Raw genomic sequence first — 22,156 nt, 5'->3', positions numbered from 1 at the left:
TGGCGAGAGATTTCGAAAGTTTTTAGGTCGTTTTGTGTCGATAGGCGGCAAAGTGTCCTTATCCGGCTTTTCCTACCCGTCCCCACATTTCCACGCTCGCGTGAAGAATGGTTGACAGCGCCTTGTCAAAAAGATCATCAACGGCGGTCAAATTCGGATTCGGATGCCATGTCGGAAAACGCAGCAGGCGCAGTCATCGTCATTTCCAGCCATGTCGTGCGCGGGTCGGTCGGAAACCGCGCTGCGGTCTTCGCGCTGGAAACGCTCGGCCATCAGGTCTGGGCACTGCCGACGATCGTGCTACCCTGGCACCCCGGTCACGGCCGCTCGACACGACTCACTTTCGCCGAAGCCGATTTCGAGGCAGCGATCGACGATCTCATTCGCGCGCCGTGGATCGGCGAGGTCAAGGCCGTCCTATCCGGCTATTTCGGCAATGCGGCTCAGGCCCGCTCTGTTGCGAAACTCGTTGCATCCTTGCGTGAGAAGAACCCGGAGCTGCTCTATGTCTGCGATCCGGTCATGGGTGATCTCGGCGGCCTCTACGTACCGGAAGCAACGGCCGAAGCGATCCGTGACCACTTGATACCGCTTGCCTCGCTCGCAACGCCGAACCGCTACGAGCTTGCCTGGCTTTCGGGCGCTGCGCTTGATGATAATAGTGCGGTCATGGAAGCTGCACTTGCGCTCGGTCCGTCGCGCATGCTGGTCACGTCGGCGGTGCCGATGATGGCGGGCGGCACCGGTAACCTCTATCTCTCCGGGAAACATGCCCTGCTTGCCGAACATCGTGTCGTCGAGAATCCGCCGAACGGTCTCGGGGATTTGCTCGCGGCTCTCTTCCTGTCCCGCCTGCTCTCGGGAATGGAGGACGAAAAGGCGCTGCAACTGGCGACCGCCAGCGTATTCGAAGTGCTGGCGCGCGCCGTCAAGCGCGGCAGCAATGAGCTGATGCTGGCAAGCGATGCCTCCAGCCTTTTGACGCCTATGGCAATGGTGCAGATGCGTCACCTCGTCCATCCTGCCCAACGGCGGAAAAAATAGGCCACGCTTTGCAGCGCAGCATTGATCTTGGCTCACGCGCGCGTTAATCCAGGGGCATGATGAGCTTTCCCAACTCCCTTCTGGCTGGTTATCGCAACTTCATGAGCGGACGATATGCCGATGCCCGCGATCGGTATCGGCAGCTTGCGGAAAACGGGCAAAACCCGACGACGCTCGTCATTGCCTGTAGCGACTCGCGCGCGGCCCCCGAACTGATCTTCGATGCAGGGCCCGGTGAACTCTTCGTTATCCGCAACGTTGCCAACATGGTTCCGCCTTTTGAACCGGACGGCCATTTTCATTCTACGTCGGCAGCACTCGAATTCGCTGTGCAGGCCCTGAAGGTCAAGAATATCGTCGTCATGGGTCATGGCCGCTGCGGCGGCATTCGTGCAGCACTCGATCCTGATGCCGAGCCTTTGTCGCCGGGCGATTTCATCGGTCGCTGGATGTCGCTCGTCCGCCCGGCCGCCGAACAGATCGGCAGCAACGACGTCATGACGCCGGCCGAGCGGCAGACCGCGCTGGAGCGGGTCTCCATCCGCAACTCGATCAGTAATCTCAGGACTTTTCCCGAGATCAAGGCGCTCGAGGAAGAAGGCAAGCTGGAGCTTCATGGCGCCTGGTTCGATATTTCGACCGGCGAGCTCTGGGTGATGGATTCTGAGTCACTCGACTTCATCCGTCCCGAAATCGGGGGATAGACCGCTTTATCGGTTTTTAAGATAGTCCAGTAAGCTCGCTTGTGGAGTGCTACGCGCGCGGATTGGTCACGAATTTCGAAGTGGTGAAATTCAAGAATACAAGTAGGTGAGTGCCGGTCGCTATCCTGCTGCCGTTCGTATTGAACGAGTGGTGTTGATCCGCTCCTCGCTCATGCAGTACCACGCGCTCGAAAATAACAATCTCTTTGCCGATGTTCTTGCCCGTGCAGGATCGATGCGGCCAACGAGATCCTGGCAGAGTTCTTTGCGATCCGAACCTATCTCAACAATCCTGGCGAGATGACCAAGGCGCCCATGATGGAAAGGCGCAGTTTGTCGACAGCAAACGCGCGCGTTTCAACACCAGCCTTCCAGCCGTTGGCCACGATGCCGGCGACATCGTGCTGAAGCACGCGCTCTATGCGGCCAAGGCCTCGGGGCGCAATTGCGTCGTTGCCGGCACTATTGTTCCTTCCGCGGCACCGCAGGAAGAGCGGCGCAAGGCTGCCGGGGGAACCCACGATTTCCGCATATGAAAACGCCGCATTCGCATGCGGCGTCGTATCATTTTCCTACCGGACGTCTCCTCAATTGCCGTCGATCTGCTGGCCGATATAGGCGATCGCCTGCTGATAGACCGTTGCGGCGTTCCAGCCCTGGATGGCGACGAAGTTCGGTTCGCCCGGCTGGTAGCCGGCGCCGGCACGCCAGCCATGGCCCTTGAGAAAATTGGCGGTCGAGGCCAGCGCGTCGGCGCGGGAACCGACCATGTCGATGCGGCCGTCACCGTCACCGTCAGCGCCGTAACGCACCACGTTGCGTGGCAGGAATTGCGTCTGGCCGATTTCGCCATGGGCAGCACCTCGGGCTTGCGGGCTGAGATAGCCTTCCGAAACGAGCTGCAATGCTGCATAAAGCTGGTCTGTGAAATATTCCGAGCGGCGGCAATCATAGGCGAGGGTAGAGACTGCGGACATCGTATGCTGGTTGCCCATATAGCTGCCGAAGCCGGTTTCCATGCCCCAGATGGCGATCAGCGGACCGGCCGGAACGCCGAAGCGGCGCTCGATCGAGGCGAAAAGAGCCTGGTTGGCGGCTTTCATCGACCGTCCGCGAGAGATGATGGCGGCGCCGCCGCGCTTCTTCATGAAAGCATCGAAGGATAGTTTGAAGCTCTTCTGGCCGCGGTCGGCCGAAATCGTCGGCTTGTTGTAGCTGACATTGGCGAAGGCGCGGCTGAGGACGGACTGGCTCACACCATTGGCTGCCGCCGTCTGTTTGAAATCGGCAACCCAGGCTTCGAAACCGGCACTGGTGTTACCGCACTGGGCTCCTTGCGCGAACGCCGGTACGGCATGGAGGACGCCCATTGCCGCGGCGGCCGCCAGAATCAATTTTGTCATGCGCATTGAGAAACCCCGCTCTCGATCTGCATAGTTTTCAGGCCGGGCAAGAGAATGCCAGTCACCGGCGATTTTGTCACGGTCGCCTTTAGCGAACGCTTATACGGCGGTATTTGCCCGAAAAGCCCCACTCGTCGAGCAGGGCTTTAGCATATTATGGTTTACAAATGGTATCAGGCTGCTTGCTTGCGCGGCTTGACGAGACCCCGATTGACGAGCAGTTCGGCGATCTGGATGGCGTTGAGAGCTGCACCCTTGCGCAGGTTGTCGGAGACCACCCAGATGTTGAGGCCGTTTTCGACGGTGGCATCTTCACGGATGCGCGAAATGAAGGTCGCGTCCTCGCCGGCAGATTCGTAAGGCGTGATGTAGCCGCCATCCTCGTGCTTGTCGATGACAAGGCAACCCGGCGCATCGCGCAGGATATCGCGGGCCTGGTCGGCCGTGATCTCGTTTTCGAATTCGATGTTGACCGATTCCGAATGGCCGATGAAGACGGGAACGCGCACCGCAGTGCAGGTCACCTTGATCTTCGGGTCCAGCATCTTCTTCGTTTCAGCCAGAACCTTCCACTCTTCCTTCGTGTAGCCATCTTCCATGAAGGTGTCGATGTGCGGGATGACGTTGAAGGCGATTCGCTTGGTGAACTTCTTGTTCTCGATCGGATCGGCGACGAAGACGGCGCGTGTCTGGTTGAAGAGCTCGTCCATGCCGTCCTTGCCGGCGCCGGAAACCGACTGGTAAGTCGAGACGACGACGCGCTTGATCTTGGCGAAGTCATGCAGCGGCTTCAGCGCGACGACGAGCTGGGCGGTCGAGCAATTCGGGTTGGCAATGATGTTACGCTTTGTGAAGAGCGAAATCGCGTCCGGATTTACTTCCGGAACGATCAGCGGCACGTCGGCGTCGTAGCGCCATGCCGAGGAATTGTCGATGACGACGCAGCCCTGCTGGCCGATCTTCGGGGAGACGCGCTTGGAAACCTCGCCGCCGGCCGACATCAGGCAGATATCGGTGTCGGAGAAATCGTAGTTCTCCAGATTGGAGACCTTCAGTGTCCGATCGCCGTAGGAAACCTCGAGGCCCTGGGAGCGGGAGGAGGCGAGTGCTACGACTTCATCGGCCGGGAAACCGCGCTCGGAGAGAATGTTGAGCATTTCCCGCCCGACATTTCCGGTGGCTCCGGCAACTGCAACTTTGAAACCCATTTCTCAAGCTCTCTTTTTCTTCTCTCCTCTTGTCCGGTGAGGGGGAAGGCGCGATATCATCGCGGCTTCCTGTCCCCAGCCGAGCCGGGGAGAGAGCGGCAGGCCAGAGACGTCAGACGGTTTTCGTCGTCGTTTTGGCCTTGGTTTTGGAAGAAACCGGAACGGCAAGATCCAGCCCGGCATCTTCTGCCAGGTGATTGTGCTTAGCGATGGCGTGCTCGTAGCGAACCATGGATATTCCTTTTCCACCGTTGCTCCTAAAGGGTTTTCCACAGGAGTCAAGGTTTTTGCGCATGCAGTTGGAGCAGGCAGAGGGCACCATTGCCGGGAGGAATCGATCCTGTTGCAATGACTGCAACGAAAAACGGAGGGGGTCCATGCGTATGCTTCTCGCCGTTTTCGTGGGGCGTGCCGTGTCTGCGGTGATCCACGCACAAAAATTAGACTAAAGTCATAATCCCAAAGCATCCCTCTTTCTGGCGCGTCTTTTCTGTCAAACTTCTGTCAGGCGTGTCGTGGCAGAAGTATGCTTTGAGGAGAGTAGGCCGCGACCGTTGCTCATCACTCTGTGGAGGACAGACAATGGCAGATGTCGCAAGCGTCGACGGTGTGAAAGCCGGCCCGATGACAGGCGAGGAGAAGAAAGTCATCTTCGCCTCGTCGCTCGGCACGGTTTTCGAATGGTATGACTTCTATCTTTACGGTTCGCTCGCCACCTATATCGGTGCGACCTATTTCACCCAGTATCCGGAAGCGACGCGTAACATCTTCACGCTGCTCGCCTTCGCTGCGGGCTTCCTGGTGCGTCCGTTCGGCGCACTGGTCTTCGGCCGCCTCGGCGATCTCGTCGGTCGCAAATACACCTTCCTGGTGACCATTCTCATCATGGGCATGTCGACCTTCCTGGTCGGCATCCTGCCGGGGGCTGCTTCCATCGGCATTGCTGCTCCGATCATCCTGATCGGCCTGCGCCTGCTGCAGGGCCTGGCTCTCGGCGGCGAATATGGCGGTGCGGCCACTTACGTTGCCGAACATGCTCCAAACGGTCGCCGCGGCTACTTTACGTCCTGGATCCAGACGACGGCAACACTCGGTCTCTTCCTGTCGCTGATCGTCATCGTCACGGTCCAGTCGATCATGGGCTCGACCGCCTTTGCCGCCTGGGGCTGGCGCATTCCGTTCCTCGTTTCGGTCGTCCTGCTCGGTATTTCCGTCTGGATCCGGTTGAAGATGAACGAGTCGCCCGCCTTCCAGCGCATGAAGGCGGAAGGCAAGGGATCGAAGGCGCCGCTGACGGAAGCATTCGGTCAGTGGAAGAATGCCAAGATCGCGCTGATCGCGCTTCTCGGCGCCACCATGGGCCAGGCGGTCATCTGGTACGGCGGTCAGTTCTACGCTCTGTTCTTCCTGCAGAACGTGCTGAAGGTCGATCTGCTGTCGGCCAACATCATGGTCGCTATCGCCCTCTTCCTCGGCACGCCGTTCTTCGTCATCTTCGGCGGACTGTCGGACAGGATCGGCCGCAAGCCGATCATCATGGCGGGTCTGCTGATTGCAGCGGTCACCTATTTCCCGCTGTTCAAGGCGATGACTTATACGGCAAATCCGGCTCTCTATGAGGCGCAGGCGACGATTCGGGCAACGGTGACGGCCGATCCGGCGGATTGCAAGTTCCAGTTCAATCCGACTGGTACTTCCAAGTTCACCAGTTCCTGCGATATCGCAACGGCGTTCCTGACCAAGAACTCGGTGCCTTATGACGTGGTGGCGGGTCCAGCCGGCCAGCCGGCAATCGTAAAGGTCGGTGACGAAACGATCACCGGTTACGACGCCGTTGCTGCCGGTGCCGATGCCGCCAAGACCAATGCAGCCTTCGAAAAGGGTGTCAATCTTGCCCTTCATGATGCTGGCTATCCGCTGAAGCGCGGTGCTGCCAAGGTTGCCGATGCCAAGCTCGATGCTTTCATTGCCGCCAATCCGGAACTCACCCTCAATGCCGATGCGATACGTGCCGGCCAGAAGGAAACGCTACCGGTCGACAAACTCGTTGCCGGCAAGCTGCTGACGGCGGATGAAGCAAAAAGCGTGACGGACATGGCCGTCTACACGATCCCTGGCGGTGGTTCGTTTGCGATGGCAGCCGACCCTGCCCGCGTCAACTGGGTTGGTACGATCGCTATCCTGTTCGTGCTCGTGTTCTACGTGACGATGGTCTACGGCCCGATCGCGGCCCTACTGGTCGAACTCTTCCCGACCCGCATTCGCTATACCGGCATGTCGCTGCCCTATCATATCGGCAATGGCTGGTTCGGCGGCCTGCTGCCTGCTACGGCCTTCGCGATGAGTGCCGCTGCCGGCAACATTTATTATGGCCTCTGGTATCCGATCGTCTTCGCAGCGATCACGCTGGTCATCGGCATGCTGTTCCTGCCGGAAACCAAGAACCGGGATATTCATGCGCTGGATTAAGGCGTGGCGAACATATTGAAATCAAAGACCCGGCGCTCGAAAGGCGCCGGGTTTTTCATGCGCCATTTCTTATGCGTCTGGGAAGTATCGCTTGGACATCGGCCAGCCATCTGGCGCAAGTTTGAAAAGCAGGCCGTAGCGGGCATAGACGATTGCCGTCAGCAGCGAGAACCAGGCGCCGAAGGCGAGGCCGGCAATGACATCGCTCGGATAGTGCGCGCCGACCATGACACGCGTCATGCCGAACCAGATGGCGCAAGCGATGAAGGGAAACCGGTAGCGCGGGAAGAGCAGGGCAAGGGCGGCAAAGAAAGCGCCCACCGTGGTCGAATGACCTGACGGGAAGCTCTCCAGTGCTGCATGGCCGGAGAAGGGCGTGAAGGAAAGCACGCCGAGATCGTGGAAATGTTCGGGACGCGCTCGACCGATCGTGCGTTTCAGAAGGTTTGCGAGCAGGCCGGAAAAGACAACGGTCGTGAACAGATAGGCGCCGATCCAGCTCACATAGAGCGCCTGGGCCTTGGCCCTTGCGCTCTTCAAGAGCCTGTAGCCAGCTCTGCCGTGGAAGAAGAGCAGGACGCTGGTGAGGATCAGCCAGGCGGAATCGCCAAAATCGGTCAACATCTCCCCGAAGCGCTGAATGGGTTCCGGCAGGTGGCCGGCACCAATCGGTGCATCGAAGATCAGCATAGAAAGGATGACGGCATTCAAAGTAATGAAAAGGCATGCGCGCCACCGCAATGGTGGCATGACGCATCCATTTCTGCGCCAGCGCCTGTCCAAGGAGACCAGAAGTTCCCGCATTCCTACTATCCGTATAACCCATGGGTATGAGATAGGCGGTAAAAATGCACAGGATTACGACAGAGAACGGGTTTGCTCAGATAATTTCTAATCAATTTCGGTAATGACCGCTCTGGACGCCGATGGATAAGACCGTGCCAAGTAAAAAGCCCTCCGCACGGGTGCGAAGGGCCGACAAGCGTTTCACGTGAAATATCAGGCGGAAAGGATCTTGAACTCGTTGAGGATGGCGTCGCCCATCTCGACGGTGCCGACCTGGCGGCTGCCCGGTGCCATGATGTCGCCAGTGCGGATGCCCTTGTCGAGCACGTTGGCTATCGCTTTTTCAAGATTATCTGCTTCCTTGACCAGATTGAAGGAATAGCGAAGGCACATAGCGAAGGAGGCAATCATGGCAATCGGATTGGCGATGCCCTTGCCGGCGATGTCGGGCGCCGAGCCGTGCACCGGCTCATAGAGCGCCTTGCGCTTGCCGGTCTTTCCGTCAGGCGCGCCGAGTGAGGCGGAAGGCAGCATCCCGAGCGAACCAGTCAGCATGGCGGCAACGTCCGACAGCATGTCGCCGAAGAGATTGTCCGTGACGATGACGTCGAACTGCTTCGGCTGGCGCACGAGTTGCATGCCGCCGGCATCGGCCAGCATATGTTCGAGCCGCACGTCGGAATATTTCGCCTTGTGCGTTTCGGTCACGACCTGGTTCCAGAGGACGCCCGATTTCATGACGTTGCGCTTTTCCATCGAGCAGACGCGATTGTTGCGGGTGCGGGCCATTTCAAAGGCGACACCGGCGATACGCTCGATCTCGTAAGTGTCGTAAACCTGGGTATCGATGCCGCGCTTCTGGCCATTGCCGAGATCGATTATTTCCTTCGGCTCGCCGAAGTAAACACCGCCCGTCAGTTCGCGGATGATGAGGATGTCGAGACCCTCGACCAGTTCCGGCTTCAGTGAGGAAGCGGAAGCGAGCGCGGGATAGCAGATCGCCGGACGCAGATTGGCGAAGAGTTCCAGATCCTTGCGCAGGCGCAACAGGCCGGCTTCCGGGCGCACTTCGTAGGGAACACTATCCCATTTCGGGCCGCCGACGGCGCCGAAGAGTACGGCATCGGCGGCAAGCGCCTTCTTCATGTCGTTTTCGGAGATTGCCGCACCATGCGCATCGTAGGCGCAGCCGCCAACGAGGCCTTCGTCGGTGACGAAGCCGGCATTCATTGCTTCGTTCATATAGGCGATGATCTTGCGGACCTCGCCCATGGCTTCGGGGCCGATGCCGTCGCCCGGCAGCAGGAAAAGATTGCGCACTGTCATGAAAGCCTCCGCGGAAAAACAGGTTGCGGTTTCTTAGACCCCGGAAATGGGCATTTCAAGCGAGAGAAAGGGTGAATCGGTACGCTTGCCTCCGCCTCATGTGATGTCCGGCAAGGTTGCTCCCGTGGCCGCAAACGGGCTAGAACGACAGCCCCACCTGTTCTTTTCCGGATATTCTCCCATGTCTTTCGCGCCTCTCCATCTCGACACGCCCCTCCTTCAGACGGCACCCGATTACAGCGCCAGCGGCAAGCCGCTCTGGCTGAAGCTCGATGCACTGCAGCCTTCCGGCAGCTTCAAGCTGCGCGGGGTCGGCCGGCTTTGTCAGCACGAGGTCGAAAACGGTGCGCGCGAGATCTTTTGCGCCTCCGGCGGCAATGCCGGCATTGCCGCAGCCTGTGCCGGGCGGGCGCTCGGCGTGCCGGTCACCATCGTGGTGCCAGAGACGACGGCGCCTGATGTGCGCAAGACGATTGCCGCAACGGGCGCCAATGTGCTGGTCCATGGATCTGTCTTTGACGAGGCCAATGCGCATGCGATCGAACTCGCTGAGAGCCGCAAGGCGACCTATGTGCATCCCTTCGATCACCCACTTCTGTGGGATGGCCATGCCACGCTGATCGACGAAGTCGTGGCAAAGGACGCCAAATTCGATTGCGTCGTTACCAGTGTTGGCGGTGGCGGACTGCTTGCCGGCATTGTCGAAGGGTTGAAGCGGAATGGACTTTCAGACGTGCCTGTTATTGCCGTCGAGACGGAAGGCGCGGCCTCCTTCAATGCCAGCCTGAAGGCCAATGAGCGCATCTCGCTTCCGGCCATCACCTCGATTGCCACGTCGCTTGGCGCGCGGCAGGTGGCGCGATATGTTTTCGACCTGCCGAAGCATCATCCGATCGAAAGCGTTCTCGTCAGCGATGCCGATGCCGTGGCCGCCTGCCTGAAATTTGCCGACGCGCAGCGCATTCTGGTGGAGCCGGCCTGCGGTGCGGCGCTCGCTGTTGCGGACGTGCATGCCGGTCTACTCTCCCGTTTCGACAACCCGCTGATCGAAGTTTGCGGCGGCATCGGCGTGTCGCTCGAAAAGCTTGATGCCTGGAAAGAGAAGTTTCTCTGAGCTGCGACCAAAGAAAAGAAAAAGCCGGGCGAGAGCCCGGCTTGATTGATAGGCAATTCGTCGGGGCTCAGGCGGCCCAGGGATGCGAGGCGGCGTTCTTCTTTTCGAAGTCGTCGATCGCCTTGCCCTTTTCCATCGTCAGGCCGATATCGTCGAGACCGTTCAGCAGGCAGTGACGCTTGAATTCATCGAGAGCGAACTTGATCGAGCCGCCGTCCGGACCGGTGATTTCGAGGTTTTCGAGGTCGACGGTCAGAACAGCGTTGGAGCCACGCTCGGCATCGTCCATCAGCTTGTCGAGCTCTTCCTGGCTGACCTTGATCGGCAGGATGCCGTTCTTGAAGCAGTTGTTGTAGAAAATGTCGGCGAAGCTGGTGGAGATCACGCAGCGGATGCCGAAATCGAGCAGTGCCCAGGGAGCATGCTCACGCGAGGAGCCGCAGCCGAAATTGTCGCCGGCAACCAAGATCTTTGCCTCGCGGTAGGCGGGCTTGTTCAACACGAAATCAGGGTTTTCGGAGCCGTCTTCGTTGAAGCGGGCTTCGGCGAAAAGGCCTTTGCCAAGGCCGGTGCGCTTAATGGTCTTCAGATAGTCCTTCGGAATGATCATGTCGGTGTCGATATTGACGACCGGCAAAGGGGCTGCAACGCCCGTGAGCTTCACGAATTTATCCATGACCCATGCTCCATTTCAGCAAAACGTACTTTCTGATTTGCATCTATTCCAGTTTTTTATCGAAATGAAGAAGAATCTTTCGTTAATGGAGGCCACGCGACGTTTCGCGCGGCCGCTGATTATATACGTGTCCCTTTACTTGGACGGTGCGTTCAGGCCCCAGAGCACGCCGAACGGATCGCGAAGCTGGCCGTAGCGGTCACCCCAGAACATCAGTTCGACCGGCATGACCACTTCGGCGCCAGCAGCAACGGCGCGATCCCACCAGAAATCGATATCGTCGATAACCAGCTGGATGGCGAAACCTTCATGGCCTTTGAAGGGATGGCCATATGCCGGATAGGCATCCGACAGCATCAGCGAGCTGCCGTTGATATAAAGGTGCACATGCATCGTGCGGCCACTCTCGTCGGGCGGCACGATATAGGCCTGTTCGGCGCCGAAAGCCTTCTTGTAGAATTCCGCAGCCTTTACCGCGCCATCGACCGTCAGATAGGAAGCAGGCCATTCTTGACCGGCGGCATTTTGGTCTGGTTGCTCTTCGTCGCATCCATGCTCGTCCTCCATTCGTTTTTAAAGTGCCGGCCGAATGCCTGGCTGCTTCAAGGACGTAGCATGGAAGCGTGAGCCGACAATGTTGGTCACATTTTCAGCGAAAAGCGATCAGAGATCGATGATCGTGCCGCGGCCGTCGTTCCAGACGCGCATCTCGCGCTTGCCGTCAGCGCGAGCGCGGACGGGAGCGGGCTTCATCTTCATCGAAAGGGCGCGGCCAACCATAAGCACGGTCAGGATGCCGCCGACGGCGAGCGTGACCGAAAAGGTAAGAAGCAGCATGGCCACGAAAACGGTGGCGCCAGCGAGCATGAAGAAGATGGAGCGAATGTTCTGCATCGGTTAAAGACCTTTCTACGGAAAGGAATGTGGTCCTTCTTTTTCCTCTCTGCAAGCCAAGCATGGCTTTTTGTTGTCTTGCAGGGCTTTGCGAAGCTTGGCACTAATGGTCCATGAGCCGAACACCACCTCTTCGTTCCCTGCGTTTGCGCCGCTCGGTGCTGAGCGTGCCCGCCATCAATGCGCGTGCACTTGAAAAGACCCATTCCCTTGATTGCGATGCGTTTATTTTCGATCTGGAGGATTCCGTCGCGCCCGAGAAGAAGGCGGAAGCGCGCGATAATCTGAAGGCCTTTTTTGCCGGGCCGCCGCTCGAAAGCAAGGAAAGGATCATTCGTATCAATTCTTTGTCATCCGGATTCGGGCTGGCGGATCTGGAACTCGTCAAGGCGCTTTCGCCCGATGCCGTTCTCCTTCCGAAGGTGGATGAGCCACAGGATGTGACTGATATCAACGACCTGCTTGCCGAGGCCTATGCGCCGGAAGAATTGCGGATCTGGGCGATGATCGAGACGCCGCGCGGCGTGCTGAATGCCGCAGCGATCACTGAATCCGGCCGCACGCCGGGATCGCGGCTTGATTGCCTAGTCGTCGGGCTCAACGATTTGCGCAAGGAAACGGGCGTCTTGCCGCAGCCGGGGCGAACCTATCTCGTGCCTTGGCTGATGCAGGTCGTTTTGGCGGTAAAGGCCTACGGTCTCGATGCGCTCGACAGCGTCTTCAACGATTTCCAGGATGGCGATGGCTTCGATACCGAATGCGGGCAGGGCCGCGCCATGGGCTTTGTTGGCAAGATGCTGATCCATCCGGCACAGATTGTAGCCGCCAACCGGCATTTCGGGCCAAGCGCGGAGGACATCGCGGAGGCGGAGGCCATCATTGCTGCCTTCGCCGATCCGGTTACCGGAGGGCTCAATGTCATCAATGCGAACGGACGGATGATCGAGCGGCTGCATCTTGTCCAGGCCGAAGCTCTGGTTCATAAAGCGCACCTGATTTCTGCAAGAAAGCCCGCCTGATGAAACTCTACCGCTTCCTGACAGGTCCTGACGACGCTTCCTTCTGCCACAAGGTGACGGCGGCGCTGAACAAGGGCTGGTCACTATCCGGTTCGCCCACCTATGCCTTCAACGCTGCGACTGGCCAGATGCAGTGCGGCCAGTCGGTCGTCAAGGAGGTCGAGGGCAAGGATTATGACCCGGACATGAAGCTGTCCGAGCAATAATATCAGCGTTCAGCAGCCTCTTCGGCGCTCGCCTCGATGCGTTCCATGTCATCGTCGCTGAGACCGAAGTGGTGGCCGATCTCATGGATCAGCACATGGGTGATGATGTCACCCAGCGTCTCGTCATTTTCTGCCCAGTAATCGAGGATCGGACGGCGATAGAGGCGGATGCGGTTCGGCATCTCCCCGGTTTCCAGGGTAAAGCGTTCCGAGATGCCGCGGCCTTCGAAAAGGCCGAGCAGGTCGAAGGGCGTTTCCAGCGCCATATCCTCAAAGACTTCGTCATCGGGGAAATCCTCGATCTCGATGGTCAGATTGGTCGTCAGCTTGCGAAATTCGTCCGGCAGATGGCTGTAGGCCTCCATTGCCAGCGACTCGAAGGCGCTGATCGTCGGCGCGTGGCGGTCCCGCCAATCATCGCTCTGGTCTATCTGGGCCATGAATATTCCTTCCTTTGCCGGCCCATATAGAACCTTTATTGCCGATTTTCGAGTGCGGAATCAAAGGCAGGAATAAATTCTTATAAAATGCCGGTTGACTCTCTATTAGAGCTCTGGAATCTATAAGAACATAACAGGAACAAGATGAATGGAGTGAACGCCATGGCGCAGACCGCCCTGGCGCGCGAGCGGCTTTTTGCGCTCCGCGAAACCATTGCCCGACTGGAGGGAAAACCCGCGCCGACGCTTGCTGCGGCGGAAAGGGAAGCCCTGGCGGAAGGACGCGAGAGGCGGCAGGAGCACATTCTGCCTCGGCTGTCTTTTGGCATTGAACCGTTCGATAAGGCCCTGGAAGGCGGTCTGCAGCTCGATGCGATTACCGAGTTCCGCGCGGCGAGTTCCGGCGATGCAGGGGCGGCGAGTGGACTGGCGATGGCCATTGCGGCGCGACTGCAGAAGCAGGAGGAGGACACCAGCAGGCTGCTGCCGTTGCTCTGGATCGGTGATGCCGTCGGCACACTGGAGGCGGGTCGCCCCTATGCTCCGGGGCTGAAGGATTTCGGGCTGAAGCCGGAAAGGTTTTTCCATGCCGCGCCGCGCAAGCTGGAGGACGCGCTCTGGCTGGCGGAAGCGGCCATCGAAAGTGCTGCCTTCTCGGTCGTCGTCTTCGAAGTGCGCGGCAATCCCCTGCATTTCGGCCTGACCGAAAGCCGCCGGCTCAGTCTCAGGGCGCGCGCTGTCCGCCGTCCGCTCTTTCTCGTCCGCCAGGCCGGGGAGGAGGAGGCGAGTAGCGCTGCTTTCCGCCTGCATGTCGAACCGGCGCCGTCTGACTTGCGGCCGCTGCCGGACGGATCGAAGCTTTCCGGCAGCATCGGCAATCCGATTTTCCGTCTCACGCTGGAGAAGAGCCGCAATCCGGCCCCGCTCTCCTTTCTTCTGGAGTGGAACCCCCATGAACGCGAATTTCTCCCCATCGACGAACCAGGTTTCGCTCGTCCTCCAGGCGAACAGTCAGCGCATTCTGGCGCTCAGCTTTCCGCATCTGGCGACGGACCGCATCGCGCGCAAGCGATGGGGTCTGTCCTGGCGTTCGAAAGGGCGTCCTGAAGCGTCACCGATCGTCTGTTCCGGCAAGCTCAACAATGCCATGCGGCTGACGGCGCTGGACGAGTTCGCCGAGAAGTTGGGATTGAGGAAGGAACAGGGCGTTGCCGAAGCGCGCGCCATGTATCCGGCGCTCGATGTCGTGGAAGAGGATCCTGCGGCCGACTGCCGGCTGCTGGAAGCGATCGCCGACTGGTGCGACCGCTATACGCCGATGGTAGCGCTCGACGGTAAGGACGGGCTGTTTCTCGATATTACCGGCTGTGCCCATCTCTTCGGCGGTGAAAGCGCGCTTCTCAAGGATATCCTGTCGCGGCTCTTTCATATGGGGCTCGATGTGCGCGGCGCGATCTCCTCATCGCCGGGTCTTTCCTGGGCCGTCTCCCGCTTCGGACAAGGCGGCGTCGTGGAGGATGAGGAGACGGAGCGTATGCTGATACCGCTGCCCGTCGCGGCCTTGCGGCTGGAAGGCCAGACTGTTGATGCCTTGAGGAAGCTTGGCCTCAAATATGTCGGCGACGTCATCCATGCGCCGCGGGCGCCGCTGACCCGCCGCTTCGGGCCGACACTGCTTCTGCGCCTCGATCAAGCACTGGGGCGCGAGGAAGAGCCGATCTCGCCCCGGCGTCCCGTCGCCAGCCTCTCGTCCGAACGCCGCCTGGTCGAGCCGATCGGAACGGAAGAACAGATCCTTGCTGTCACCGGACAGGTTGCCGTGTCACTGAAACCGTCACTGGAGGCGCGAGGCGCTGGTGGAAGGGTGTTCGAGCTGGTGCTGTTTCGTGTCGATGGCAGGGTTTTCCGCATTTCCGTCGGCGCTTCACGGCCAATTCGCGAACCGAAGCTCGTCGCAGGGCTGTTTTCGGAGCGGCTGCAGGTTATCTACGACGATATCGATGCCGGCTATGGTTTCGAGATCCTGCGCCTGAACGTGCTGCGGCATGATCCGTTCCATGATGCGCAGGGCGATTTCGAAGGCGATCGGCAAGGGGAAATCTCGCTTTCGACTTTTGTCGATCGTGTTGCGGCGCGGCTTGGCGCGGATTGCCTGCAAAGCTTCCAGCTTCGCGAGAGCCATGTGCCGGAGCGTGCCGTGATCACGGTGCCGGCAATGGAAAGCCTTCCGGCACGGCGCAAGGTGGAGCAGAACAATACCCTTCCCTTCCGCGAGGAGAGGCCCCTGCGGCTCTTTGCAACGCCCGAGCCTGTCGAGGTCGCATTTGCCGAAGTGCCTGACGGTGCGCCGCAGGCTTTCCGATGGCGGCGCATGCGGCATCTGGTGGCAAAGAGCGAAGGGCCGGAACGGATCGCCATGGAATGGTGGGCCGATGGCGATGATGCCGAGGCGCGCGACTATTTCCGGATCGAGGATGATGCTGGACATCGCTTCTGGATTTATCGCCGAGGCCTCTATGGTAAGAATCCCAATCCTCGCTGGTTCATGCATGGGGTCTTTGCATGAGGCCTGAACCTGCCTTCTTTGAGGTCGGAGCGAAGACGAATTTCTCGTTTCTCGAAGGCGCTTCCAAGCCGGAAGAGATGGTCGTACAAGCCGCTTTCCTGAAGCTTGGCGGCCTCGGCATTGCGGACCGCAATTCGGTCGCCGGCGTGGTGCGGGCTCATGCGCAGGCAGAACAGCTTGTTGAGAGATACAAGAACCGGGAAGCGATTTTAGCCGAGGCGAATAAGAAGGGAAAAACGGAGATCATTCTTGATCCCATCCGGATTCAGCCTGGCGCCCGCCTTGTCTTCTCCGATGGAACGCCTGATATCCTTGCCTATCCGCGTACCCGGAAAGGATGGGCAAACCTCTGTCGCCTGCTCAGCGCCGGCAATCTGAAGAAGGAGGCTATCAAGGGAACATGCATCCTGACGGAAGCGGAGCTTATGGAATGGGGCGACGAAATGATGCTTGCTCTCGTCCCCGACCGAATTGTCGTAAAAGACCCAACCAAGCAGTTGGAACTCGAAAACTATCTGGAACGGTTTCTAAAACGCTTCGACAAGACATTTTTTATGACGCTGTCGCCGGCCTATGACGGCCGCGACCGACAAGCCTTTGCAGTGCTTGCCATGCTTGCCACTCGCAATCGTGTGCCGCTGATTGCAAGCAACCAACCGCTTTATCATCGCCCCGAGCGGAGGCCGCTTTCAGACGTCGTGATCGCAATCCGGGAGCATGTGCAGATATCGGAAGCCGGATTCCTGTTGGCGCCGAATGGAGAGCGGTATCTCAAAGATTCACGTGAAATGTTCAGACTATTTCAAGACTATCCAGATGCGGTCGAGAACACACAGGTATTCTTTGGCAAACTGAACTTTTCGCTGAACGAGCTCAAACACAATTATCCCCCTGAAAACGATCCCGGCGAAACACCGCAGGAGACGCTTGAAAGGCTGACGAAGGCAGGTGCTGCAAAACGCTACCCTAACGGTGTTCCTGACAATGTGGCGAAGCAGATCGACTACGAGCTGAATCTCATAGGTGACAAAAACTACGCCTCCTACTTTCTTACGGTGCACAGGATTATTCATCATGCCCGTTATGAGCTCAAAGTTCTCTGTCAGGGACGTGGTTCAGCCGCCAATTCGGTTATTTGTTATTGTCTGGAAATTACGGAGGTTGATCCTCAAAAGAGCACGCTTCTTTTCGACCGGTTCATTTCGATGGATCGGGACGAGCCACCGGATATCGATGTCGATTTCGAGCATGAGCGACGAGAAGAGGTCATTCAATTCATTTATAAAAGATACGGCTTGGATCATGCGGGACTGACAGCTGCTGTCACCAGCTATCGCACCCGTTCAGCCGGCCGAGAAGTCGCCAAGGCTTTCGGTCTCTCGGAGGATGTTCAGTCGGCGATCAGCAGTCTCGTCTGGGGATGGTCCGAAGACAATCTCTCTGAACGGGATGCCAGGGCAGCAGGTCTCGATGTCAAAGATCCGGTGACTCGGAACGTGCTGAAATATGCCTCCGAGCTTCTCAGCTTTCCACGCCATCTCACTCAGCATGTCGGTGGTTTTGTTATCACACGAGACCGGCTCGATGAAGTCGTGCCGATTATGAAGACGGCAATGCCGGATCGCTACATGATCGAGTGGGACAAGGACGATCTCGACAATGTCAAAATTCTCAAGGTGGATGTCCTGGCGCTTGGCATGCTGACCTGCTTGCGCAGAGCATTCACGCTGCTCGAACTGCATTATGATGTGAAAAAGACCCTCTGCGACCTTGGCAATAAAGAGCACGGAGAGGAGGGCGAACCAGTCTATGACATGATGGGTCGGGCCGATACGCTTGGTGTTTTCCAGATCGAAAGCCGGGCGCAGATGAGCATGCTGCCGCGCCTGAAACCGAGAGTATTTTATGACCTTGTCATCGAAGTGGCCATCGTCCGGCCAGGACCGATTCAGGGCGACATGGTGCATCCATACCTGAAGCGCAGGGAGCTGCAAAAGAAGAATCTTCCAATCGAATATCCTAGCGATGAACTCAGGACTGTTCTTGAAAGAACCCTCGGAGTTCCTTTGTTTCAGGAGCAGGCCATGCAGATTGCCATTACCGCAGCTGGTTTCAAGCCAGCAGAGGCCGACCGACTTCGAAGAGCAATGGCGACTTTTAAAAGAACCGGCACGATCGGCAATTTCCATGAGCGTTTCATCGATGGAATGACCGCATATGATCGTTATTCAAAAGAATTCGCGGAGCAATGCTTCAACCAAATCAAAGGCTTCGGTGAATACGGCTTTCCGGAAAGCCACGCCGCTTCCTTCGCGCTGCTCGTTTACGCCTCCTCTTGGCTGAAAGCCTATTATCCTGATGTCTTCTGTGCCGCGATGCTGAACTCACAGCCGATGGGCTTTTATGCGCCGGCACAGCTGGTGCGGGATGCGCGCGAGCATGGCGTTAAAGTCCTGCCGGCCGATATCAATTACTCGGATTGGGAATGCACCCTTGAGGAAGCGGTTTTTGACCGAGCAAGTGTCGATTTTCGCCACGGCGAGATGCGGGATATCATCAAGACTCGCCACGCTGTTCGGCTTGGTCTTCTGCAGATCAAGGGCGTTTCCTCTAAGGATATGGGACAGCTCGTCGAAAACCGCGGTGAGGGTTACCATTCTGTGCGTGACCTCTGGCTGCGCTCCGGCCTGCAGAAATCTGTTATCGAACGGCTGGCAGATGCAGATGCTTTTCAGTCCATCGGGCTATCACGACGTCAGGCGTTGTGGGCGGTGCGAGCGCTGGATATGAAAAGCGCGGCTGAGGAACTACCGCTCTTCGAGACGGTCCGCCACATCGATCTTCAGCCTGAGCCAGCTGCCAAGCTCCCTGACATGCTGTCGGGTGAACAGGTCATCGAGGATTACCGCTACCTGTCGCTCTCTTTGAAAGGGCACCCCGTTTCCTTCCTGCGTGAAGAACTGGGCAGGGTAGGTGTGACGCGCAATGTCGATCTGCTTCGCGTTGCGAATGGGAGGCGCGTGGTCATCGCGGGGTTGGTGCTGGTGCGTCAGCAGCCGGGTTCCGCGAAAGGTGTGATTTTCATCACGCTGGAGGACGAGACCGGTGTTGCCAATGCCATCGTCTGGAAGAAAATCTTCGAAAGATACCGCGCAGTGGTCATGGGCGCTCGACTTGTAAAAATCTACGGCAAATTACAAAGCCAGAGTGGCGTCATCCATACCGTCGTCGAACACATTGAGGATATGACGCCGTTGCTCGGTATCCTTCAGCGAGAGACGAAACGCTTCGGCGTCAGCGAGCGCTCGGACGAGGTGTTGCGCGCGACACAGGATCACCGGCAGCGGAAAAAGGCAGATATTCTGGCGCGGGACAACCTGCTCAGAAAGATCGGCGAGAGAAGGCCATCAGAGAGAGTGAGAGATGGCGATATCGCAGAGACTGCAAGCGTAATGCCGCGCGGGCGTAATTTCCACTGATGAGTTTTCGCAGCCTGGAAATTCATGCTTCTTAAGGACTTAAGGACAAGCTCGCCGGCGTGTGATGTCCCGCCGCGGAAACGTGATCGGATGAGGGTCGCGAATTTTCTTGACAGTTCCTATCTTCTTTTGCAGAAAACACGATAGTGAGTGTCATGTTTGGAATGAAGACGTGCTCGTCTGCAGTTGCAATTACATAACCGACAAGGAAATCCGGGACGTCATCAACAATCTTCTTGATGAAGATTGCTGGCAGTTGATCGTGCCTGCAAAGGTCTATCACGCCATGGCCAAACGCGGTCGCTGCTGCGGTTGCTTCCCGAACGTTGTCGATATCATCATCCAGACAACCGAAGATTATCACGCCCGTCACCACTCGACGGAATCGGAAATATTTGATTTCATGTCCCGCCTGAGAGAATTCCATGAAGAAAACAGGAGAGCGGACATTGAAAGGCGACAAAAAAGTCATCGAGCGGCTTAACGAGGCCCTTTTCCTAGAGCTCGGTGCAGTCAACCAGTATTGGGTTCATTATCGTCTTCTTGAGGACTGGGGTTACACCAAGCTCGCCAAGAAGGAGCGTGCCGAATCGATCGAAGAAATGCACCATGCCGACCGTCTGGTCGCGCGTATCATCTTCCTCGAAGGCCATCCCAATCTGCAGACGCTCGCGCCGCTGCGCATCGGTCAGAACGTCAAGGAAGTTCTGGAAGCCGATCTTGCCGGTGAATATGACGCCCGCACCGCTTACAAGAAGTCGCGTGATATCTGTCATGACGCTGGCGACTACGTCTCCATGAAGCTTTTCGAAGAGCTTCTGGCAGACGAGGAAGGCCATATCGACTTCCTCGAAACGCAGCTCGACCTGCTCGAGAAGATCGGCGAAGCGAAGTACGGCCAGCTCAACGCCGACTCGGCCAATGAAGCCGAATAATTCGCCATCCGCAATATTATCTCAGCCGGCCGCCTCTCGGGCGGCCGGTTTCGTTTCGGATGCATTGATGAAAGCGTCGGCCGATGCTCAATCTTCCGGGATCAGGCCGGGGAGATGGCTGAATTCCGCCACGACCCGTTCATAGACGGCGCGCTTGAAGGGAACGATCAGGCCGGGCAGGTCTTCCATCGGCTTCCATTCCCAGGCGTCGAATTCCGGCTCATGGCCGCTGGGCGGGGGATTGATGGCGATCTCGCTTTCGTCGCCCTCGAAGCGGAAGGCGAACCAGCGCTGGGTCTGGCCGCGATATTTACCCCTCAGGCCGATGCCGATCAGCTGCGGGGGCAAGTCGTAATTGATCCAGTCCGTGGCCTCGGCGAGCAGCGTCACGGTCTTGATGCCGGTTTCCTCGTAAAGCTCGCGATAGGCCGCTTCCAGTGGGTCCTCGCCCTTGTCGATGCCGCCTTGCGGCATCTGCCAGAGCTGGGGCGAGCCGTCATATTCCGAATTGCCGTCGGGAATACGCCGTCCGGCCCAGACGAGGCCTTCGCGGTTCAGGATCATCACGCCGACGCAGGGGCGATAGGGCAGGTCCTCGGCTCTTACGGGCGCCTGGCTCATGGTTCTCTCCGCTCAGGGATTGTTGGGGTCATTGACGAGCGCTGCAACGCCGACGATTTCGATACCGCGCATGGTCGCTTCCTCGCTCCATCTAGAGATCGCGTCAATGCTCTCGTCGAAAGCCGAGGCAACACCGATCGCCTGGCCGTTGCGACGGGCTATGCGCTCCAATTCATCGAGTTTTTGCAGGATGGTGTTCACATCGACCTGGCTGTCCAGTTGCAGGTCGGCGAAAGCGTAAGGAAGCTCCGTGCCCTTGGCGATCACAGCGGTCTTGGATTGCGCCGAAGTGCCGTCATCGAGGAAGAGCAGGCCGCGCTTGCCGATATCCCGCATGATCGGTTCCATGGCCTTGGGATCGGAGAGGAAACGTCCGCCCAGATAGTTCATGATGCCGGTATAATTGGTGATCTCGCCCATCGCCCGATGCAGGCTTTCGATGTTGTGCGCCACGGGCTTCGAGGTCAGCAGCGTATCCGGTCCTGGATCATTCGCTGGATAATCGAATGGCTCCAGTGGCACTTGCAGCAAAATTTCGTGACCACCGCGGCGGGCATCCTGCATCCAGCGCTGCAGGCTGTTGCCGCTGGCGGCAAAAGCGAAGGTAATTTCTTCCGGCAATTGCTTGATGGCGCGCTGCGTGCCGGTCTGGCTCAGACCGAGTCCGCTGAGGACGATCGCGATGCGGGTGCCGCGCGTGCCGGACCATGGCCGCGCATATTGATCCATCGGCCGTCGGCCATCGGGACCCGTGATCGGCAGCCGGCCGAAGGGCGTTTCTTCGAGCAGACTGTCGTTGGGGATGTCCGCCATGCGGGGATCCTGGCCCTTCTGCATGGCATCGACCAGAAGCGGGCCGCTGCCGTCGCGCGGGCGGGGGCTGTACTTGGTGATGACCGAGCCGTCCCCGGTCACCATGCGCTCCACGTTCGCACCCGAGTTCGGCTCTGAGCGCGGCATGCCATTTACTGCCTGATTGCTCGACGTTGACGGTCGCTGAATTGTGTCGGTCGGCGGCGTGGCCGTTCTGTCCTGCGATGCCGGAGGCTTCGACTGTTCGAGGCCATCACTACGAAATGCCGTGTAAAGTGAAAAGCCGCCGATCGCGACAAGGCAGAGGCTCGCGGCGATCTGTCCGATCCGCAGCACGCCGGGGCGCTTGCGCGCGGCCTTGCGGTTGCGGCCTAAAGGTGCATGCAGATCCGTTCCCAATTCCTTGCCCGCTCCAAAACCGGGAAACAGCAGAAAGCCTCAAGGCCGGGCGGG

General features: G+C 58.5%; 22 protein-coding genes and 1 pseudogene. 12 read left to right on the top strand and 11 right to left on the bottom strand.

The annotated features are described in order from the left end of the window. The first annotated feature begins 168 nt into the window (after positions 1–168). The 3 genes from pdxY (at position 169) to KQ933_RS33750 (ending at position 2,284) form a co-directional block, all read left to right on the top strand. Complete coding sequence (gene pdxY, locus KQ933_RS19450; protein ID WP_216756371.1) at positions 169–1,044, top strand: pyridoxal kinase PdxY; 876 nt, start codon at positions 169–171, stop codon at positions 1,042–1,044. 56 nt (positions 1,045–1,100) lie between these two features. Continuing rightward, on the top strand, positions 1,101–1,748 hold the full coding sequence (locus KQ933_RS19445) for a carbonic anhydrase (RefSeq protein ID WP_216756370.1): 648 nt from the start codon (positions 1,101–1,103) through the stop codon (positions 1,746–1,748). 401 nt (positions 1,749–2,149) lie between these two features. Continuing rightward, positions 2,150–2,284 (top strand): hypothetical protein, encoded by a 135-nt coding sequence (locus KQ933_RS33750; RefSeq protein WP_301925019.1) that lies wholly within the window; start codon positions 2,150–2,152, stop codon positions 2,282–2,284. Positions 2,285–2,335: 51 nt separating this feature from the next. Here the strand turns inward: KQ933_RS33750 and KQ933_RS19440 are convergent, their stop codons facing one another. From KQ933_RS19440 to KQ933_RS19430, 3 genes are all read right to left on the bottom strand, one after another. Next, positions 2,336–3,157, bottom strand: coding sequence for a lytic transglycosylase domain-containing protein (locus KQ933_RS19440; protein ID WP_216756369.1), 822 nt, complete (start codon positions 3,155–3,157; stop codon positions 2,336–2,338). 167 nt (positions 3,158–3,324) lie between these two features. Next, positions 3,325–4,359: an aspartate-semialdehyde dehydrogenase gene (locus tag KQ933_RS19435; protein ID WP_216756368.1), complete on the bottom strand. Its 1,035-nt coding sequence runs from the start codon at positions 4,357–4,359 to the stop codon at positions 3,325–3,327. 112 nt (positions 4,360–4,471) lie between these two features. Next, complete coding sequence (locus KQ933_RS19430) at positions 4,472–4,681, bottom strand: hypothetical protein (RefSeq protein WP_216758954.1); 210 nt, start codon at positions 4,679–4,681, stop codon at positions 4,472–4,474. A 260-nt stretch (positions 4,682–4,941) separates the two neighbouring features. Here KQ933_RS19430 and KQ933_RS19425 point away from each other — a divergent pair, with 260 nt between their 5' ends. Continuing rightward, positions 4,942–6,828 carry an MFS transporter gene (locus KQ933_RS19425; RefSeq protein ID WP_216756367.1) on the top strand — a complete coding sequence of 629 codons (1,887 nt, stop codon included), beginning with the start codon at positions 4,942–4,944 and terminating at the stop codon, positions 6,826–6,828. A 69-nt stretch (positions 6,829–6,897) separates the two neighbouring features. Here KQ933_RS19425 and lpxE read toward each other — a convergent pair whose 3' ends face one another. Further along, on the bottom strand, positions 6,898–7,632 hold the full coding sequence (gene lpxE / locus KQ933_RS19420; protein ID WP_216756366.1) for a lipid A 1-phosphatase LpxE: 735 nt from the start codon (positions 7,630–7,632) through the stop codon (positions 6,898–6,900). 195 nt (positions 7,633–7,827) lie between these two features. Next, positions 7,828–8,940 (bottom strand): 3-isopropylmalate dehydrogenase, encoded by a 1,113-nt coding sequence (leuB, locus tag KQ933_RS19415; protein WP_216756365.1) that lies wholly within the window; start codon positions 8,938–8,940, stop codon positions 7,828–7,830. A gap of 181 nt (positions 8,941–9,121) precedes the next feature. Here leuB and KQ933_RS19410 point away from each other — a divergent pair, with 181 nt between their 5' ends. Continuing rightward, positions 9,122–10,054, top strand: coding sequence for a pyridoxal-phosphate dependent enzyme (locus tag KQ933_RS19410; RefSeq protein ID WP_216756364.1), 933 nt, complete (start codon positions 9,122–9,124; stop codon positions 10,052–10,054). Positions 10,055–10,121: 67 nt separating this feature from the next. Here the strand turns inward: KQ933_RS19410 and leuD are convergent, their stop codons facing one another. The 3 genes and pseudogenes from leuD to KQ933_RS19395 form a co-directional block, all read right to left on the bottom strand. Then, entirely contained in the window at positions 10,122–10,730 is a 609-nt protein-coding gene (gene leuD, locus KQ933_RS19405; protein WP_216756363.1) for a 3-isopropylmalate dehydratase small subunit, read from the bottom strand. Between the two features lie 135 nt (positions 10,731–10,865). After that, a pseudogene (locus KQ933_RS19400) lies at positions 10,866–11,284 on the bottom strand (VOC family protein). A gap of 109 nt (positions 11,285–11,393) precedes the next feature. After that, the gene (locus KQ933_RS19395) at positions 11,394–11,624 is read right to left on the bottom strand and encodes a hypothetical protein (RefSeq protein WP_113310222.1); all 231 of its coding nucleotides are present in this window, start codon (positions 11,622–11,624) and stop codon (positions 11,394–11,396) included. 113 nt (positions 11,625–11,737) lie between these two features. Between KQ933_RS19395 and KQ933_RS19390 the strand changes: the two genes are divergently transcribed. Then, positions 11,738–12,643, top strand: coding sequence for a CoA ester lyase (locus tag KQ933_RS19390; protein ID WP_216756362.1), 906 nt, complete (start codon positions 11,738–11,740; stop codon positions 12,641–12,643). Next, the gene (locus KQ933_RS19385) at positions 12,643–12,849 is read left to right on the top strand and encodes a DUF1737 domain-containing protein (protein ID WP_216756361.1); all 207 of its coding nucleotides are present in this window, start codon (positions 12,643–12,645) and stop codon (positions 12,847–12,849) included. Before KQ933_RS19390 ends, KQ933_RS19385 begins: the two co-directional genes overlap by 1 nt. A gap of 2 nt (positions 12,850–12,851) precedes the next feature. Here the strand turns inward: KQ933_RS19385 and KQ933_RS19380 are convergent, their stop codons facing one another. Then, complete coding sequence (locus KQ933_RS19380) at positions 12,852–13,289, bottom strand: metallopeptidase family protein (RefSeq protein WP_216756360.1); 438 nt, start codon at positions 13,287–13,289, stop codon at positions 12,852–12,854. Between the two features lie 162 nt (positions 13,290–13,451). On the opposite strand from KQ933_RS19380, the gene KQ933_RS33485 reads away from it, so the two are divergent. The 5 genes from KQ933_RS33485 (at position 13,452) to bfr (ending at position 20,269) form a co-directional block, all read left to right on the top strand. Beyond that, positions 13,452–14,396 carry a hypothetical protein gene (locus tag KQ933_RS33485; RefSeq protein WP_253958259.1) on the top strand — a complete coding sequence of 315 codons (945 nt, stop codon included), beginning with the start codon at positions 13,452–13,454 and terminating at the stop codon, positions 14,394–14,396. A 40-nt stretch (positions 14,397–14,436) separates the two neighbouring features. Continuing rightward, positions 14,437–15,855 carry a DNA polymerase Y family protein gene (locus KQ933_RS19375; RefSeq protein WP_253958335.1) on the top strand — a complete coding sequence of 473 codons (1,419 nt, stop codon included), beginning with the start codon at positions 14,437–14,439 and terminating at the stop codon, positions 15,853–15,855. Further along, complete coding sequence (locus KQ933_RS19370; RefSeq protein ID WP_216756358.1) at positions 15,852–19,334, top strand: error-prone DNA polymerase; 3,483 nt, start codon at positions 15,852–15,854, stop codon at positions 19,332–19,334. The genes KQ933_RS19375 and KQ933_RS19370 overlap by 4 nt, the downstream gene beginning before the upstream one ends. Before the next feature lie 103 nt (positions 19,335–19,437). After that, positions 19,438–19,818, top strand: a complete 381-nt coding sequence (locus KQ933_RS33480; RefSeq protein ID WP_253958334.1) for a (2Fe-2S)-binding protein — start codon at positions 19,438–19,440, stop codon at positions 19,816–19,818. Beyond that, the gene (gene bfr, locus KQ933_RS19360; protein ID WP_027512212.1) at positions 19,784–20,269 is read left to right on the top strand and encodes a bacterioferritin; all 486 of its coding nucleotides are present in this window, start codon (positions 19,784–19,786) and stop codon (positions 20,267–20,269) included. Before KQ933_RS33480 ends, bfr begins: the two co-directional genes overlap by 35 nt. A gap of 87 nt (positions 20,270–20,356) precedes the next feature. Here the strand turns inward: bfr and KQ933_RS19355 are convergent, their stop codons facing one another. Both KQ933_RS19355 and KQ933_RS19350 read right to left on the bottom strand, forming a co-directional pair. After that, on the bottom strand, positions 20,357–20,890 hold the full coding sequence (locus KQ933_RS19355) for an RNA pyrophosphohydrolase (protein WP_216756356.1): 534 nt from the start codon (positions 20,888–20,890) through the stop codon (positions 20,357–20,359). A gap of 12 nt (positions 20,891–20,902) precedes the next feature. After that, positions 20,903–22,102, bottom strand: coding sequence for a divergent polysaccharide deacetylase family protein (locus tag KQ933_RS19350; protein ID WP_216756355.1), 1,200 nt, complete (start codon positions 22,100–22,102; stop codon positions 20,903–20,905). Between the last annotated feature and the right edge of the window lie 54 nt (positions 22,103–22,156).

The sequence above is a fragment of the Rhizobium sp. WYJ-E13 genome, assembly GCF_018987265.1.
In the GTDB taxonomy this organism is placed as follows: domain Bacteria; phylum Pseudomonadota; class Alphaproteobacteria; order Rhizobiales; family Rhizobiaceae; genus Rhizobium.
This window is presented reverse-complemented; position numbering and strand designations above follow the sequence as displayed.